The 16,646-nt window shown below is 72.2% G+C and carries 11 protein-coding genes and 2 pseudogenes; 9 read left to right on the forward strand and 4 right to left on the reverse strand.

Translation table 11 applies throughout. The features are described 5' to 3' along the window. Positions 1–160: 160 nt before the first annotated feature. Positions 161–2,821 carry a SulP family inorganic anion transporter gene (locus tag ACFWBB_RS05330; protein WP_385267223.1) on the reverse strand — a complete coding sequence of 887 codons (2,661 nt, stop codon included), beginning with the start codon at positions 2,819–2,821 and terminating at the stop codon, positions 161–163. Positions 2,822–3,157: 336 nt separating this feature from the next. Between ACFWBB_RS05330 and ACFWBB_RS05335 the strand changes: the two genes are divergently transcribed. Continuing rightward, entirely contained in the window at positions 3,158–4,441 is a 1,284-nt protein-coding gene (locus tag ACFWBB_RS05335; protein WP_385267225.1) for a hypothetical protein, read from the forward strand. 93 nt (positions 4,442–4,534) lie between these two features. Here the strand turns inward: ACFWBB_RS05335 and ACFWBB_RS05340 are convergent, their stop codons facing one another. Continuing rightward, positions 4,535–5,515: an ATP-binding protein gene (locus tag ACFWBB_RS05340; RefSeq protein WP_385267228.1), complete on the reverse strand. Its 981-nt coding sequence runs from the start codon at positions 5,513–5,515 to the stop codon at positions 4,535–4,537. 101 nt (positions 5,516–5,616) lie between these two features. On the opposite strand from ACFWBB_RS05340, the gene ACFWBB_RS05345 reads away from it, so the two are divergent. Further along, the gene (locus ACFWBB_RS05345) at positions 5,617–6,441 is read left to right on the forward strand and encodes an oxidoreductase (protein ID WP_385267231.1); all 825 of its coding nucleotides are present in this window, start codon (positions 5,617–5,619) and stop codon (positions 6,439–6,441) included. Positions 6,442–6,853: 412 nt separating this feature from the next. On the opposite strand, the gene ACFWBB_RS05350 is transcribed toward ACFWBB_RS05345, so the two are convergent. After that, the gene (locus ACFWBB_RS05350; protein WP_385267233.1) at positions 6,854–7,687 is read right to left on the reverse strand and encodes an HAD family hydrolase; all 834 of its coding nucleotides are present in this window, start codon (positions 7,685–7,687) and stop codon (positions 6,854–6,856) included. Positions 7,688–8,259: 572 nt separating this feature from the next. Here ACFWBB_RS05350 and ssd point away from each other — a divergent pair. The 7 genes and pseudogenes from ssd to ACFWBB_RS05385 form a co-directional block, all read left to right on the forward strand. Further along, positions 8,260–9,372 (forward strand): septum site-determining protein Ssd, encoded by a 1,113-nt coding sequence (gene ssd, locus ACFWBB_RS05355; protein WP_385267235.1) that lies wholly within the window; start codon positions 8,260–8,262, stop codon positions 9,370–9,372. Next, positions 9,369–10,622 carry a TadA family conjugal transfer-associated ATPase gene (locus tag ACFWBB_RS05360; protein ID WP_385267238.1) on the forward strand — a complete coding sequence of 418 codons (1,254 nt, stop codon included), beginning with the start codon at positions 9,369–9,371 and terminating at the stop codon, positions 10,620–10,622. The genes ssd and ACFWBB_RS05360 overlap by 4 nt, the downstream gene beginning before the upstream one ends. Then, complete coding sequence (locus ACFWBB_RS05365) at positions 10,597–11,475, forward strand: type II secretion system F family protein (protein ID WP_385267241.1); 879 nt, start codon at positions 10,597–10,599, stop codon at positions 11,473–11,475. The genes ACFWBB_RS05360 and ACFWBB_RS05365 overlap by 26 nt, the downstream gene beginning before the upstream one ends. 55 nt (positions 11,476–11,530) lie before the next feature. After that, positions 11,531–12,304, forward strand: a complete 774-nt coding sequence (locus ACFWBB_RS05370) for a type II secretion system F family protein (protein ID WP_385267244.1) — start codon at positions 11,531–11,533, stop codon at positions 12,302–12,304. 89 nt (positions 12,305–12,393) lie between these two features. Beyond that, positions 12,394–12,603 (forward strand): DUF4244 domain-containing protein, encoded by a 210-nt coding sequence (locus ACFWBB_RS05375; protein WP_385267246.1) that lies wholly within the window; start codon positions 12,394–12,396, stop codon positions 12,601–12,603. Next, positions 12,590–12,979, forward strand: a pseudogene (locus ACFWBB_RS05380) (TadE family type IV pilus minor pilin); the annotation flags it as partial. The gene ACFWBB_RS05375 and the pseudogene ACFWBB_RS05380, both read left to right, overlap by 14 nt. A 704-nt stretch (positions 12,980–13,683) precedes the next feature. Further along, positions 13,684–14,007, forward strand: a pseudogene (locus tag ACFWBB_RS05385) (Rv3654c family TadE-like protein); the annotation flags it as partial. On the opposite strand, the gene ACFWBB_RS05390 reads toward ACFWBB_RS05385, so the two are convergent. Then, positions 13,949–16,621: a DEAD/DEAH box helicase gene (locus ACFWBB_RS05390; protein WP_385267249.1), complete on the reverse strand. Its 2,673-nt coding sequence runs from the start codon at positions 16,619–16,621 to the stop codon at positions 13,949–13,951. The pseudogene ACFWBB_RS05385 and the gene ACFWBB_RS05390 sit on opposite strands and share 59 nt — an antisense overlap. Positions 16,622–16,646: the final 25 nt, after the last annotated feature.

Raw genomic sequence — 16,646 nt, forward strand, 5'->3', positions numbered from 1 at the left:
CGCCCCGACAGGGGCCGCGGCCGCACACCGGCGCCGGGTCGGTGGCGGCGCCGGGTCGGTGGAAAGACGTCGTGCTGGTGGGGAGGCGCGTCGCGTCAGTGGGGAGGCGAGTCGCGTCATTGGGGGAGGCGTTGGGCCGGTGGAGGGACATCGTGCCGACTCAGGCCGACAGGTCGGCCTCTCCGACGTGGCCGAACAGCTCGCCGTCGCCCGCGGTCGACTCGGTGAGCAGGTACGTCTGCGCCTCACCTACGTGGAAGTACAGCCCGTGCAGCTCGAGCTCCCCGCGCCGCAGGGCACGGACCACCGACTCATTGGCCCGCAGGTGCTCCAACTGCTGGACCACGTTGGTCAGGCAGAGTTGCTCGACCGCGTCCACCGGTGCCCGCCCGCAGAGTCGGGCGCCGGGACGGTCGTCGTCGGCCATCCGCTCCAGGCTCGGCACACCGTGCCGCAGCCACCGCTGCAACGGGGTCCGCGCGCCGCCGGGTTCGGAGTCGAGCAGCGCCTGCATGGCCCCGCATCCGGAGTGCCCGCACACCGTGATGGACCGCACGTTCAGTACGTCCACCGCGTACTCGATCGCGGCCGCCACCGAGTCGTCCCCGCTTTCCTCGCCGGGCGCCGGCACGAGGTTGCCGACGTTGCGCACGACGAACAGATCGCCCGGACCACTGGAGGTGATCATCGAGGTGACCAGCCGTGAGTCGGCGCAGGTGAGGAAGAGCTGGGTGGGCCGCTGACCCTCCCGGGCCAGCCGCGCCAGTTCACCCCGGACCAGCGGCGCGGTGTTGCGCTGGAACGCGCTGATGCCACGCACCAGTTGATGCCCACTCGGCTCGACGGGCTGCTGCCCGGTCTGACGCGTCTGACCCGTCCGACCTGTCTGGCCTGGCCGAACCGGCCGAACCGGCTGATCCGGCTGATGGGGTTGATGTGGCTTCATCGGTTCCGCCGGCTTCGTGGGGTCTGCCGTCTCCTTCGGCTGGGCTGTTCCGGGTGACGCTGCCGCCGCGGGTGCCGTTTCCCGTGGGACCTCGCACTGATGGTTGCGCCACGGCGTCCAGGGACGGCAGCGGCAGCCGGCGATCGGAACCTCTCCGGCGCGAGCGGGGTCGAGAGCACAGTGAGCGGTCGGCTCGCCTCCCGTGATGTTGACGCCAGTGCCGGTGCCGGTCCCGGTGGTGGTACTGATGCCGGAGCCGACGCCCGCCTCGGTGTCCGGCTCCATGTCGGCTTCCGTATCGAGTCCCGTATCGAGTCCCGTGCCGGAGCGGCGGCGGCCGGTGAGCTCGAGGGAGCCGCCCTGGGCGGTGTGTGTCTTCTGCCAGTCCTGTAGGGACTCGTACGCCGCGTGGTCCATGAAGGAGCCGGTCAACTCGACCACGGCATGCGTGCCGTGGGGTACGAGATGCAGGATGCGGCTGAGCCGCGGCACGGCGAGGAACGTCAACTGGCCTCTTACGTGTACGTGATGGACTCCTTCCCTCTCGTGGTGCGTGATGCGGGTACGGGCGAGGCGGTGCAGGGCGACGGCCACGGCGACGGCGATGCCGAACGTCACGCCCTCCAGGACGCCGAGGAACACCACGCCGAGGGTGGTGACGACGTACACCAGCACCTCTCGGTGGCGGGTCACCGTGCGAATGTGGTGCAGGGACACCATCTGGATGCCGACGGCCATCACCAGGGCGGCGAGCGAGGCGAGCGGGATGAGATCCAGGATCGGGACCATCAGCAGCGCGGCGACTACCACGAGAACGCCGTGCAGCATGGTGGAGTTCCGGCTCACGGCACCGGCTCGGACATTCGCCGAACTGCGTACGGCGACACCTGCCACCGGCAGTCCACCGAGTGCTCCCGAGACGATGTTGGCCGCGCCCTGGCCCAGGAGCTCGCGGTTCAGGTCGGCGCGGCCGACGCGGGTGGAGCGGGAGCCGAGCAGGCCGGGGCGCGAGGTGATCAGCTTGTCCACGGCGACCGCGCCGAGCAGCGACTGCACGCTGCACACCATCGTGGTGGTGAGGACGGCGGCGACGAGCCCGAGCACCGGTCCCTCCGGCAGCCCGGCCAGCGCGTGACTGCTCCAGGACGGCAGGTCCACCTTGGGCAGGGTGAGGCCCGCGAACGCGGCCGTGACCGTGGCGCCCGTGACGGCGACGAGTGCGGCGGGCACCTTGTTCAGCAGGCGCCCCACGCGGCCGGGGACACGCGGCCAGAGCAGTAGCAGGGTCAGGGTCAGGGTGCTCATGGCCACGGCGGCGGGCTGCAGTGCGGCCATTTGGGCGGGCAGGGCGCGCAGGTTGTCGAGCACCGAACTCTGGGGGGTGCCGCCGAGAACCACATGCAGTTGGGCGACGGCGATGGTGACGCCGATGCCGGCGAGCATGCCGTGCACGATGGCGGGACTGACGGCGAGGGCGGTACGCGCAACGCGCAGGCAGCCGAGACCCAGTTGGGCGAGGCCGGCGAGGATGGTGACGGCGCATGTCGTCCGCCAGCCGTAGCGCTGGATCAGGTCGGCGGTGACCACGGTCAGGCCGGCCGCTGGGCCGCTGACCTGGAGCGGTGCCCCGCCGATCCAACCGGCGACGATCCCGCCCGCGGCGGCGGCGACGAGTCCGGCCTGGAGGGGCGCGCCGGTGGCGAGGGCGATGCCGAGGGACAGGGGCAGGGCGATCAGGAAGACAGCGATCGAGGCGGACACGTCGGCGCCCGCGATGCCGAAGCGGCGGTGCGGGGCCGGTGGGGGGCTGTGGGGCTGGTGGATGTGTTCGGTGGACGTCGAGTGGGTGGTACGGGTGGGGGCGCAGGCGGACATGGTTCCCGTCTCCTCCGGGGCAGCGCGGTCGCGGAACAGGTGGTCCCCCGATCGGGTCGGGGGCGGTCGCGGCCGTGGGTCACGGCGTGCAGCGGCGGGATGAAATCAACGCTCGGTAAACAGATCGTAATGCAGAGTAAAGGTCAAGCCTGGATCTTTGCGGCAAATGGGGCAGACGATCATCCATAAGAGTGAAGTGGTTATTTCATCGGCTTGTCGTACTAACTCCTCCTCGGCTCCGTGCGACCTTGACTGGCGCCGCCGGCTCGACCCGGCGCGCCACCAGAGAACGCCCTCGTCGGCGTTGGCCGAGAGAAGGAAGAAGGTGGGCGGAACATGGCCGCCACCCAGAGGATCGCCGCGGGCGCAGTGGTCGCCGCGGCTGTCGCCGCATCGCTTGCCGGCTGTGCAACGGGAACCGGGGGTTCCAAAGGCTCCGGGGAGGGAGTGCCGGGCCCGCAGAAGGTGAAACCGGCCCCGGCCGTTCCCAGGAGCGCGGTCCGTCTGATCGGCGACGGCTCCACCGCGTACACCGGAGCGCAGCCCCGTCTGCCCCGGCCCGAGCGGCTGAAGCCGGGCCAGAAGCCGCCGCAGTTCGTGGTCTTCTCCTGGGACGGCGCCGGCGAGGACAGCCAGCGGCTGTTCTCCCACTTCCGCAAGGTGTCCCAGGCCAACAACGCCACGATGACGTACTTCCTCAGCGGCGTGTACATGCTGCCGGAGGAGAAGGCCGATCTGTACAGGCCGCCGCAGCACTCGCCGGGCCGTTCCGACATCGGCTTCAACGACGAGCGTGGCATCGCCGACACCGTGAAGCAGCTGCGCCTGGCGTGGCTGGAGGGCAACGAGATCGGCACCCACTTCAACGGCCACTTCTGCGGCAAGGACGGCGGCGTCGGCCAGTGGTCGGTCGAGGAGTGGAAGGAGGAGATCGCCCAGGCCAAGCAGTTCGTGAGGACCTGGAAGACCAACACCGGCATGAAGGACGCGCCTCCGCTGCCCTTCGACTACGACAAGGAACTCATCGGGGCCCGCACTCCCTGCCTCGAGGGCCAGCACAACTTCATGAAGGCCGGCCGTGAGCTGGGCTTCCGCTACGACACGAGCGGCGTCAACAACCAGGTGTGGCCCGGAAAGAAGGAGGGCCTGTGGGATCTGTCGATGCAGCTCGTGCCCTTCCCCGGGCACAGCTACGAGCAGCTCACCATGGACTACAACTTCATGGTCAACCAGTCCGGCACCAAGACCCAGGGCGACCCCGACAAGCGGGAGTTCTGGGGCGACCAGATGCGTGACGGCCTGCTCAAGGGCTTCCATCGGGCCTATGACGGCAACCGCGCACCGCTGATCATCGGTAACCACTTCGAGTCCTGGAACGGCGGCACATACATGCGCGCCGTCGAGGAGGTCGTCGAGAACGTCTGCAACAAGCCGGACGTGCGCTGCGTGTCCTTCCGGCAGCTGGCCGACTGGCTGGACGCCCAGGACCCGAAGACCCTGGCCCAGCTTCGCACCCTGGACGTGGGCGAGGCCCCGAAGCGGGGCTGGGCGTCCTTCCTGCAGGGCAGCCCCGCCCCGGCCCCGAAGGGAGTGCCCGGGGCTCCGGCGGTCAGGCACTAGACGCTCGGGTCGGCGGGCGTCACCGACAAGCGGCGTCACCGCCGGGGCGTCACCGGCGGGGCACCACCGGCGGGCCGTCACCGGCGGGAGCCTTCAGACGGAGGCCACGAGGCTTTCGCCGAGGACGAATCCGGGGTCGATCTGGGCCGCGAGGTCGACCCCGGTGCGTTCGTTGCCCCAGGACTCGGCGTTCTTCAGATGGAAGTGCACCATCTGCCGCGTGTAGCGCTCCCAGTCGCGCTTGTCGTACGCCGAGTCGACCGTCGTCCGAAGCAGGCGCAGGGCCTGGCGGTTGGTGTCCTCCAGGAGCTCGAACCGGGTCGGCCGGCCCTTCTCCATGGCACGCACCCAGTCCGAGTGCCCGACTGTCACGAGCAGGTCGTCCCCGACCTCGGCGCGCAGGAAGTCGACGTCGTCCTGCCCCTGCACCTTGTTGCCGACGACCTTCAGTTCGACGCCGAAGTCGCGGGCGTACTCCTTGTACTGGCGATAGACGGAGACCCCTTTCCGGGTCGGCTCGGCGACGAGGAACGTGATGTCGAAGCGGGTGAACAGGCCGGAGGCGAAGGAGTCCGAGCCCGCGGTCATGTCGACGACCACGTACTCGTCCCGGCCGTCCACCAGGTGGTTCAGGCACAGCTCCACCGCTCCGGTCTTGGAGTGGTAGCAGGAGACCCCCAGGTCGGCGTCCGTGAAGGGGCCCGTGACCATCAAACGGACGGCGCCGCCGTCGAGTTCCACCGGCCGGGCACAGGCGTCGTACACCGCGTTGTTCTCGCGCACCCGCAGGAACCGGGAACCCTCGCCGGGCGGTGTCGTCTTGATCATCGTCTCGGCGGAGGTGACCCGGGGGTTGGAGCCGCGCAGATAGTCCTTGATCAGCGGCAGCCGGTCGCCCATCGCGGGCAGTTCGGCGGCCTCCGTCTCGTCGAGGCCGAGGGCTGGCCCCAGGTGCTGGTTGATGTCCGCGTCGACCGCGATCACGGGTCCGCCGTCGGCGACGAGGTGGCGGATGAACAGGGACGACAGGGTGGTTTTGCCGCTGCCACCCTTCCCGACGAAAGCAATTTTCATGTTCACGAAGAGTAGTGCGGTATTGGCTGTGCGTGACGGGTGTGCGTGAAGAAGACCACTCCTTCGTGGGGCGCCTGCGTCCGTTGCGTAGTGTCGTACTCATGAGTACGACAGGCGCGTCCGCCGATCCGCTTGCGGCCCTGGGCTCCTTGCCCGGTGTGGCCGAGTCCGTGGAGTCCATGCGCAAGGCCGTGGACCGTGTCTACGGGCACCGCGTCATGCGCCGCCGCAGCACCGAGATCACCTCGGAGGCCGCGCTGCGCGGCGCGCGCGGCTCGGCGGCCCTGTCCGGCGCGGACTGGGCACTGGAGGAGGTGCGTCGGCGCACCGACTTCGGTGCCGACGACGGGGCGCGCGTCATGGGCGCGGCGCTGCGGCTCTCCGCCGAGGCGGGCCAGCTGCTGTCCATCTGGCGGCAGTCGCCGCTACGGGTCCTGGCGCGGCTGCACCTGGTGGCCGCGGCGAGCAACGGTGACGAGGTCGGACGCCCGCGGCAGGCCGGCGAGGCCGTCGACGAGCCATTGACCGAGCTGCCGCTGCCGGACGCCGTCGAGGTGGCCGGCCGTCTGGAGGGGCTGTCCGAGCTGATCATCGCGGGAGGTTCCGCACCCGCCCTGGTGACGGCCTCCGTCGTGCACGGCGAGCTGCTGGCCCTGCGCCCGTTCACCTCCCACAACGGCCTGGTCGCGCGGGCCGCCGAGCGCATCGTCCTGATCGGCAGCGGTCTCGACCCCAAGTCGGTCTGCCCGGCCGAGGTGGGGCATGCCGAGCTGGGGCGGGCAGCCTATCTGGCAGCCCTCGACGGCTACGTCTCCGGCACGCCTGAGGGCATGGCGGCCTGGATCTCGCACTGCGGCAGGGCGGTCGAGCTGGGCGCCCGCGAGTCGACGGCGGTGTGCGAGGCGCTGCAGCGCGGCGCGGCGTAGGCCGCACGCGCGCGTGGAGCGCGGGCACGGAAAAGGCCCCCAGGCGGGGGCCCTTTCCAAAGGGTTGCGGCGGTACGAAATTCGTACCGCCGCTGGCATGCTCACCCGGTTACCAAGCGTCCTCGAGATATGCCCATCAGGCCGGGAACCTTGCCCGTGACCTGGTGCGGCTGGCCCGTAATCGACGGGTCGACGTCGCGTGGGTGCCCAGTGATCATGCGCGGTCCGTGGGGCCAAATGCGTTATTAAGGTGATCCTCTCGGATGTCCTTGGTCTCGCGGGCCGATAAGTCCTTTGTACTCCAGGACCCGGACAAGCGGAAGTGCTGGCATCAGTTCTTTGCTTTTGCTCCCAAACAGCTTTTAAACGGGCAGCGCCGACTGGTGGCGCGTCGTCCCGCGCGGGTGTCCGTTCAGACAGTCGCCGCCCGGCGTCGGTTCGCGTACCAGACCAGGCCCGCGGTGGCCGCCGCCGCGCCTATGGCCGCGGCCGCGACGAGCGCGGGGCGGGGCGGTACGGAGAACGCGGGAATCCGCTGCTTGAGGCGCACCGGCCGGTGGAAGTCGAGAATCGGCCACCCGCGCGCGACGGCCTCGCGACGCAGGGCCCGGTCCGGGTTCACGGCGTGCGGATTCCCCACCGCCTTCAGCATCGGCAGGTCGGTCGCCGAGTCGCTGTACGCGTAACAGCGCGAGAGGTCGTACCCCTCCGACCCGGCCAGCTCCTTGATCGCCTCCGCCTTCGTCGGGCCGTACGCGTAGTACTCCACCTCGCCGGTGAAGCAGCCGTCCTCGCCCACGACCATGCGGGTGGCGACCACGCGGTCCGCGCCGAGCAGCTCACCGATCGGCTCCACCACCTCGGCGCCCGACGTGGACACGATCACGACGTCACGGCCGGCCGTGTGGTGCTCCTCGATCAGGGAGGCCGCCTCGTCGTAGATCAGGGGGTCGATCAGGTCGTGAAGGGTCTCGGCGACGATCTCCTTCACCTGCTGGACGTTCCAGCCGCGCACGAGGGCGGACAGGTACTCGCGGGTCCGCTCCATCTGATCGTGGTCCATACCGCCCACGAGGAAGACGAACTGGGCGTACGCGGTCCGCAGGGCAGCCCTGCGGTTGATCAGACCGCCTTGGTAGAAGGACTTGCTGAAGGTGAGCGTGCTCGACTTCGCAATGACCGTCTTGTCCAGGTCAAAGAAGGCCGCTGTGCGGGGCAGGTAGTGGTTTTCCACAACCATGAGCATAGGGGCAGCCCATTCGGCGTAAGCTCGGCGCGTGGGTTTGCCTGAGAAGGCTCTCGGGTACACCATGGAAGTCACGGATCGTTCGCGACCGTGCTAACGCGGTCCGGCTCCTCCCCCCCCGAGTCGGCCGTGAAGGCGACCCCCGCTCTCCCCCCCGGCGGGGGTCGTCGCATGTCCGGGTGTCTTTTCCCCTTCTGTACGCGGCCGCGGCGCCGCACCGAGGCGGCTGCGGCCGCCTCTTTCGCATGCTCGCCCTTCCTCACTGTGCGTAGTCGTCGGACTCCTCTGCGGAAGTCGCACAGCAGATGGTGCGGGGGTCGCTGGTAAGGGTGACGGCGATATTCACAACCGTCCGCTCGTCCACAGTTTTCCACCAAGATCCACACGATTTCCGGGCTCGCTGCACCGTGATTCCAACGCATCCACTCGTGCCGACTTCACACGGTCGGTTCCGTTTGCCGGATGCGTTCGGCCGGATTGTGTCGGCCGTTCATATGGAGACCGCCTGCCGGTTCTTCACACGTTTGGGATTCGCGGGGCCGCAGGGACTGAGCGACCCGTAGCGAAGGGGGATGGAAATCGTGACCGGAGCCGTCACACACGACCCACCGCCCACCGCCGGAGGCGGACCGGGCAAGCCACTGATCGTCACGGAGGACGCGGAACTCCTCGACGATCTACTGCGGTTGTGCGCCGCGGCGGGCGCCACACCCGAGGTGCACCACTCGGTGCCGGAACGCCGGGGCAGCTGGGAGTCCGCGCCGCTCGTCCTGGTCGGCGACGACGCGGCACGCCGTGTCCGCGGGGCCGCCCGCAGACGCGGAGTGGTCCTCGTCGGACGCGACCAGGACGACTCAGGGGTGTGGCAGCGCGCCGTCGAGATCGGCGCCGACCACGTCCTGATGCTGCCCGACGGCGAACAGTGGCTGGTCGACCGCATCGCCGACGTCGCCGAGGGCGCCGGCCGGCCCGCCCTCACCGTCGGAGTCATCGGCGGGCGCGGTGGCGCCGGAGCATCCACGCTCGCGTGCGCCCTCGCCGTCACCTCCGCGCGAGAAGGGCTGCGCACCCTCCTGGTCGACGCCGATCCACTGGGTGGCGGACTCGACGTACTCCTCGGCGGTGAGAGCGCGGAAGGCCTGCGCTGGCCCGCGTTCGCCGCCTCGCGCGGCCGGGTCGGTGGCGGCGCCCTGGAGGAGTCGCTGCCCCGGCTGCACTCCCTGCGGGTGCTCAGCTGGGACCGGGGTGACTGCGTCGCCATCGCGCCCCAGGCCGTGCGCGCGGTGCTGGCGGCGGCCAGGCGCCGGGGCGGCACGGTCGTCGTCGACCTCCCGCGCCGCATCGATGACGGAATCGCCGAAGTCCTCGCCCAGCTCGACGTCGGGCTTCTCGTGGTCCCCGCCGAACTGCGCGCCGTCGCGGCGGGCAAGCGCGTGGCCTCCGCTGTCGGCATGGTGCTGCGCGACCTGCGGGTGGCGGTGCGCGGCCCCTACGCGCCCGGACTCGACGACAGCGAAGTGGCCAGGCTGCTGGGCCTGCCGCTGGCCGGCGAAGTGCCCGTCGAGTCGGGGCTGCTGCGCCCGGACGGCGGCAAGGCACCGCCGGGTGCGGCCGCGCGCGGGCCTCTCGCCCGCTTCTGCAAGGAGTTCTGGGAGCGTGCGCTGACCGAGGCGGGTGGCTCATGAGCACGCGGCCCGGTCTCGAACGGGCGAGAGGGACCGGGACGTTGCTCGACGGCGTCCGGCAGTGGCTCGCCGACAGTGGTGCCGAACCGACACCCGCGCGCGTGGCGCAGGCGCTGCGCGAGCAGGGGCGGGTCCTCGGCGACACGGAGGTTCTCGGCGCGGCCGAGCAACTGCGGTCCGAGCTGATCGGCAGCGGGCCGCTGGAGCCGTTGCTCACCGACCCCGGGGTGACCGACGTGCTGGTGTCCGCGCCGGACCGGGTCTGGGTCGACCGGGGCGGCGGTCTGGAGCTGACCGGCGTCTCCTTCCCGGACGCGGCAGCCGTACGCCGCCTCGCGCAGCGTCTGGCCGCCGTGGCCGGACGGCGCCTGGACGACGCCCGGCCGTGGGCCGACGCCCGGCTGCCCGACGGGACGCGACTGCACGCGGTGCTGCCCCCGGTCGCCGTCGGCTGCACCTGCCTGTCGCTGCGCGTCGTGCGGCCCCGGGCCTTCACGCTCGGCGAACTGGTGGCGGCGGGCACGGTTCCGCCGGGCGGCGACAGGGTGCTGCGGGCCCTGGTGCGGGCGCGGCTGTCCTTCCTGGTCAGCGGCGGCACCGGCAGTGGCAAGACGACCCTGCTGAGCGCGCTGCTGGGCCAGGTCGGGCCGGGGGAGCGGATCGTGCTCGCGGAGGACTCGGCGGAGCTGCGACCGGATCACCCGCACGTCGTCCGTCTGGAGACCAGACCCGCCAACCAGGAGGGAGCAGGGCTAGTCACGCTCGAGGACCTGGTGCGGCAGGCCCTGCGCATGCGGCCGGACCGGCTGGTCGTGGGTGAGGTGCGCGGTCCGGAGGTCGTCCATCTGCTGGCCGCGCTCAACACGGGCCACGAGGGCGGCTGCGGGACCGTCCACGCCAACGCCGCCGCGGACGTCCCCGCCCGGCTCGAGGCGCTCGGCACGGCCGCCGGGCTCGACCGGGCGGCGCTGCACAGCCAGTTGGCGGCTGCCCTGTCCGTCGTCCTGCACCTCGTACGCGACCCGGCCGGGCGGCGGCGGATCGCCGAGGTGCACGTGCTGGAGCGGGACCCGTCCGGGCTGGTGCGGACCGTACCGGCACTGCGGTGGCGGGCGGACGCCTTCGCCCACGAGCGGGGGTGGGAGCGGCTACGGGAGCTGCTGCGGAGCGAGGAGAACGCGGGGGACGCAGGGGACGCAGGGGACGTAGGGGACGGAGGGAACGATGGGAGGAACGGGCGTGATGAGTGAGGTGCCGACGGCTGCGGCCGTGGCATGTGCCGGGGCTGCGGCCTGGTTGATGGGCGGACCGTACTCGGGGGCCAGGCGCGCCCAGCTGCTCCTGGCCGGAGGCGGCGTGGTCGGCAGCGGCCCCCCGCCGTGGCGGCAGCTCACCGGCGAACTGCGGAGGCTCAGGGGACGGTGGCGGCCCGAATGGTGGGCGCCGGTCGCCGGTCTGGTCCTGGCGGTGCTGGGCGGTTCGGTGCTGCCGGCCGTCGCGGGGGCGGCCGGGGTGCCCCTGCTGCGCCGCGCGCGGCGGGCCGCCGAGGTCCGGCGGGCGGGGGAGCGCCGAGGGGACGCGGTGATCGCGCTGTGTGCGGCGCTGGCCGGGGAGGTGCTGGCCGGCCGGCAACCCGGGGAGGCTCTGCAACGGGCCGCACGGGATTCCGGAGGACTGGGCGAGGCGCAGCCGGTGGTGTTGGCGGCGGCCCGGTTCGGCGGGGACGTGCCCAAGGCTCTCGCGGTCGCCGCACGGCAACCGGGAGCCGACGGGTTGTTGGGGCTCGCCGCGTGCTGGCGGGTGGCCGTGGATCAGGGCGCAGGTCTCGCCGCGGGCCTCGACCGCCTCGAAGGGGCGTTGCGCGCGGAACGCGAGCAACGGGCCGATCTGCGCGCTCAGTTGGCCGGCCCGCGCGCCACGGTGGTGATGCTCGCAGGGCTGCCGGTCCTGGGCCTCGCGCTGGGCGCCGCGCTCGGAGCGGACCCGCTGCATGTCCTGCTGCACAGCGGAGCGGGGTTGGGCTGCCTGCTGATCGGCGGCGTGCTGGAGGGGGCGGGGATGTGGTGGGCGCTGCGGATCGTCCGCAACGCGGAAGCGAAGTGAGGCGAAGGGAGGCGAAGTGAGGCGACAGGAGGTGGGTGACGTGGGCGGGGGAGGCGTGAGTGTGGAAGTTGTCCACAGGCTGGGGGCGACCGTGGGGATCGTGGCGGCCCTCTGGTGGCTGGCGACCGTCCGACGCGAACGCGGGGCACGGCGTCGCCTGGCCGGACTGCTCGCCCCGGGGACGGCGGTGGCCGTCCGAGGGGCCGGGCCGCGGGAGGCGGTACGGCGATGGCTTCCCGAGGTGTTGGTGGTCGGTGCCGGATGGGTGGTGGTCGGCGGCGTCGCAGGTCTCGTGCTGGGGTTGACCGGCGCGGTGGGGCTGGGGCGGTGGCGTCGTCGCCAGCAGGCGGCGGGTTCGGTGAGCGAGGCCGACGCGCTGCTCGCCGCACGCCAACTCCCGCTCGCCGCTGACCTGCTGGCCGCGTGCATCGCGGCCGGCGCCGGCCCGGTGATCGCGGCGCAGGCCGTGGGCGAGGCCCTCGGCGGTCCCGTAGGGGAGGGGCTGGCGCGCGGTGCCGCCGAGGTGCGGCTTGGCGGCGAACCTGGCACTGCGTGGCGGAGGTTGGCCTCGACACCGGGTGCCGCGGCCCTGGCCCGCTTGCTGGAGCGGGCCGATATCTCGGGGCTGCCGGCGGCCGGGCCGGTCGCCCGGCTCGCCGCAGACACCCGCGCCGACTGGGCACGTGCCGCGACGGCCCGGGCCCGGCGGGCGGCCGTCATGGTCACGGTGCCGGTGGGGCTGTGCTTCCTGCCCGCCTTCATCGCCGTCGGCGTGCTGCCCATCGTCATCGGACTCGCGGGCGGGGTGCTGGGAGGAGGTGGCCCATGACGGGACGTACAGCGTGATCACCGCGCGCTACAGCGCGCCGAGTTGTCAGAAGTGACAGACCGACATGGAAGAACCTCACGGGGGTTGAAATGTACAAAGCGGTACGGGCGCGGCTGTGCGCTCTGGTGTGCAGGGTGCGGGCGGCGCGAGGGGACACGGGGATGGTGACGTCCGAGTACGCGATGGGGATCGTGGCGGCCGTGGGCTTCGCGGTGCTTCTCTACCAGGTGGTGACGAGCGAGGTGGTCGCAGCTCAGCTCCAGGCCATCGTGAAACGGGCGCTCAGTGCGGGGGCGTGAGCACGGACGGAAGCCCCGTCGCGCGGGCCGGTGGGTGCGCGGCGGGGACCGGGGGTTCGTGACGGCGGAGTCGGCCGTGGTGCTGCCGGTCCTTGTGGTGTTCGCGACCGCGCTGGTGTGGGGGCTGCTGGTCATGGCTGCCCAGATCCAGTGCGTGGACGCGGCCAGGACCGGTGCCCGGGCGGCGGCCCGGCAGGATCCGTCCGACGCGGTCCTCGAGGTGACCCGCGCGACGGCGCCGCACGGGGCGGAGGTGACGATCAGCAGGGAGGGCGATCAGGTCCGTGTCGTGGTCGTGGCCAGGCCACCGGCGCTGCGGGGGCTGCCGTTCGAGGTGCGGGAGGAAGCGGTGGCGGCAGTGGAGGAGGTTGTCGGCCCGCCAGGGGAGGCGGCGGGGACGGCGGAGAAGGCCGGGAGAAGGGCTGAAGAGGCTGTGCGGCCGTCCCCGGACGGGGCCGCGGGAACGGCGGACGGGGCATCGCAAGGCGCGGAAGGAACCGCGGGAGCGGTGGAAGGGGCCGCGGGAACGGCGGACGGGGCATCGCAAGGCGCGGAAGGAACCGCGGGAGCGGTGGAAGGGGCCGTGGGGACGGCGGAGGGAGCGTCGGGAGGGCCGAAGAAGGCCCTCCGGAGCGCGGTAGGAGGCGCCGGCGCGCCAGAGGACGCCCCGAGCGGCGCAGGAGCCGCCCGTGCGACAGAGGAGACCTCTAAGGGTGCAGGAGCTGCTCGCGCGGCAGAGGACGCCCCGGGCGGCACAAGAGGCGCTCAGCGGTTGCCGGGAGACGTCCTGCGGTTGTCCCGAGGTGCCCTGCGGTTGTCCGGAGGCGTCCTGCGGCGGCCGGGAGGTGCCCTGCGGTCGCCGGGAGGTGCCCTGCGGTTGTCGGGAGGCGCTCAGCGGTTGCCCGGAGGCGCCCGCCGGCTGCCAGGAGGTGTCCTGGGGTTGTCCCGAGGCGCCCTGAGGTCGCCGGGAGGCGACCCGTGAGCGGCGTGGGGTGTGAAGGCGGGGGGCCGAAGGCCTGGGCGCGGCTCCTTGGAGGGCGCCGCGGGGACGCGGACCGCGGCTCCGCCACCGTCTGGAGTGTGGGTGCGATCGCCGTGCTGTGCGTGGTGTTCGGGGTGGTGCTCGCCCTTGGACAGGCGGTGGCGGCCCGGCATCGCGCCGCGGGCGGTGCCGACCTCGCGGCGCTCGCGGCCGCCGACCACTGGACGGACGGCGCCGAGCAGGCCTGTGCGCGGGCGGACCGGGTGGCCCGGGCACAGGGAGCGCGCCTGGTGCGGTGCGCGGTCGTCGGTGAGATCTCGGACGTGACGGCGGCGTCGGGGCGGGGGCTGTTCGCGGCCGAGGTCAGGGCGCGGGCGGGCCCTGCGGATGCGGTGCCGCTCCCAGAGCCTCCCCCGTCGCCTTCCGTGTCGTCACCGGCGGCCCCTTCTCCGGCTCTGCTGCCCGCTCCTCCTGCTGCGGCTCCCCGTCCTTCCCTTCAGCCCCCTCAGCCCCTTCAGCCCCTTCAGCCCCCTCAGCCCGCTCAGCCCCCTCAGCCTCTTCGGGCTCCGCCCCCGCTTCCGGCTTCTCCCGCGGAGCCTCCCGCAGGAGTTCCGTGAGCAGCCGTACGGCTCCCCGCTTGTGGAGTGGATCGTTGCCGTTGCCGCACTTCGGGGACTGGATGCAGGACGGGCAGCCGGCGTCGCACTCGCAGGAGGCGATGGCCTGCCGGGTGGCCGTGAGCCACGCGCGGGCCGTGTGGAAGGCCCGTTCCGCGAAGCCGGCGCCGCCGGGATGGCCGTCGTAGACGAAGACCGTCGGCAGCAACGTGTCGGGGTGGAGGGGGACCGACACGCCGCCGATGTCCCAGCGGTCGCAGGTCGCGAAGAGGGGCAGCATGCCGATCGAGGCGTGTTCGGCGGCGTGCAGGGCCCCGCCGAGGATCTCGGGGTTGATCCGGGCCGCGTCCAGTTGGTCCTCGGTGACCGTCCACCACACGGCACGCGTGCGCAGCGTACGAGGAGGGAGGTCGAGTTTCGACTCGCCGAGGACTTCACCGGTGATGACACGTCGACGCAGGAAGGAGACGACCTGATTGGTGACTTCGACGGAGCCATAGCACAACCGGCCCTGGCCCCAGGGGACTTCGACGTCCGTCTCCAGGACGGAGATCGACGTCGTGTCCCGGGCGACCGTCGAGTACGGCGGATCGGCCTGCTCGACCAGGGCGACGGAGTCCTCCAGGTCCAGGGAACGCACGAGATACGTGCGGCCCTGGTGGAGGTGGACCGCGCCCTCGTGGACGGTGGTGTGGGAGGAGCCCGCGTCGACCGTGCCGAGCAGCCGGCCCGTACCGGCTTCGACGACCTGGACCGGTCGGCCGCCCTCGCCGCGGATGTCCGCGAGGTCGGCGGCCCGTTCCCGCCGGGTCCAGTGCCAGGCTCTGGTCCGGCGGCGCAGCAGCTTCGCGGCCTCCAGTTGGGGCAGCAGGCCCTCGGTCTCGGGGCCGAAGAGGGGCAGGTCCTCGTCGGTCAGCGGGAGTTCCGCGGCCGCCGCGCACAGGTGCGGGGCGAGGACGTAGGGGTTGTCGGGGTCGAGGACGGTCGACTCCACGGGGCGGTCGAACAGCGCCTCCGGGTGATGCACCAGGAAGGTGTCCAGCGGGTCGTCCCGGGCGATGAGGACGGCCAGGGCACCCTGCCCGGACCGGCCCGCCCGGCCGGCCTGCTGCCACAGGGACGCGCGCGTGCCCGGGTATCCGGCGATCAGGACGGCGTCGAGTCCGGAGACGTCGATGCCGAGTTCCAGGGCGGTGGTCGCGGCGAGGCCGAGGAGCTCGCCCGAGTGCAGGGCCTGCTCCAGGGCGCGTCGTTCCTCGGGGAGATAGCCGCCGCGGTAGGCCGCGACACGCCGGGCCAGCGAACGGTCGACCTCGGCGAGGCGTTCCTGGGCGATCACGGCGATCAGCTCGGCGCCACGCCGGGAGCGGACGAAGGCGACGGTGCGCACACCCTGGAGGGCGAGGTCGGTCAGCAGGTCGGCGGTCTCGGCGGTGGCGGTACGCCGGACGGGTGCGCCCTTCTCGCCCACCATCTCGGTGAGCGGCGGCTCCCAGAGGGCGAACACCAGTTCACCGCGGGGCGAGGCGTCGTCGGCGACCTCGACGACCGGGAGGCCGGTGAGGCGCCCGGCGGCCACCGCGGGTTCGGCGGCCGTCGCGGAGGCCAGCAGGAAGACCGGGGAGGCGCCGTAGCGGGCGCACAGACGGCGCAGGCGGCGCAGCACATGGGCGACGTGGGAGCCGAACACGCCGCGGTAGGTGTGGCACTCGTCGATGACGACGTACTTCAGGGACTTCAGGAACGAGGACCACCGGGGGTGGGACGGCAGGATGCCGCGGTGCAGCATGTCCGGGTTGGTGAGGACGTAGTTCGCGTACTGCCGGATCCACTCCCGTTCCTCGAACGGAGTGTCGCCGTCGTACACGGCCGGCCGTACGGCGTTGCCGAGAGGTTGTGAAAGTTCCTTCACGGAGCGGCACTGGTCCGCCGCCAGGGCCTTGGTGGGGGCCAGGTAGAGGGTGGTGGCCCCGCGGCCGTTCGGTGCCTCGGAGCCGTCCAGGAGGGCCGTGAGGACCGGCACCAGGTACGCCAGGGACTTGCCGGACGCGGTGCCCGTGGCGACGACCACGGAGTCCCCGTCCAGGGCGTGCTCTGCGGCCCGGGCCTGGTGAACCCAGGGGTGCTCGATACCGCAGGCCTGCACGGCCGCGATCACCTCCGGACGAATCCGGTCCGGCCAGACGGCATGGCGGCCCTCACGCGGGGGCAAGTGCTCCGTATGAGTGATGCGCGATGCCCGGCCAGGTCCCGGGGCGAGCCGGTCCAGAACCGCGCCCGGGGACAGGCGGGGCGCGGCCTCGGGCGAGGGTCGATCGGATCGGTGATTCTTGGCCATCGGCACCGAGTGTGTCACTGGCGTGACGGACAATGGGGCCAAGGCGTCGTGCACGCCTGCCGGTAAGTGATTGAATGCCATCGCGGCTGGCGTACCGTCCCGGGGG

The sequence above is a fragment of the Streptomyces sp. NPDC060000 genome, assembly GCF_042737375.1.
Taxonomy (GTDB): domain Bacteria; phylum Actinomycetota; class Actinomycetes; order Streptomycetales; family Streptomycetaceae; genus Streptomyces.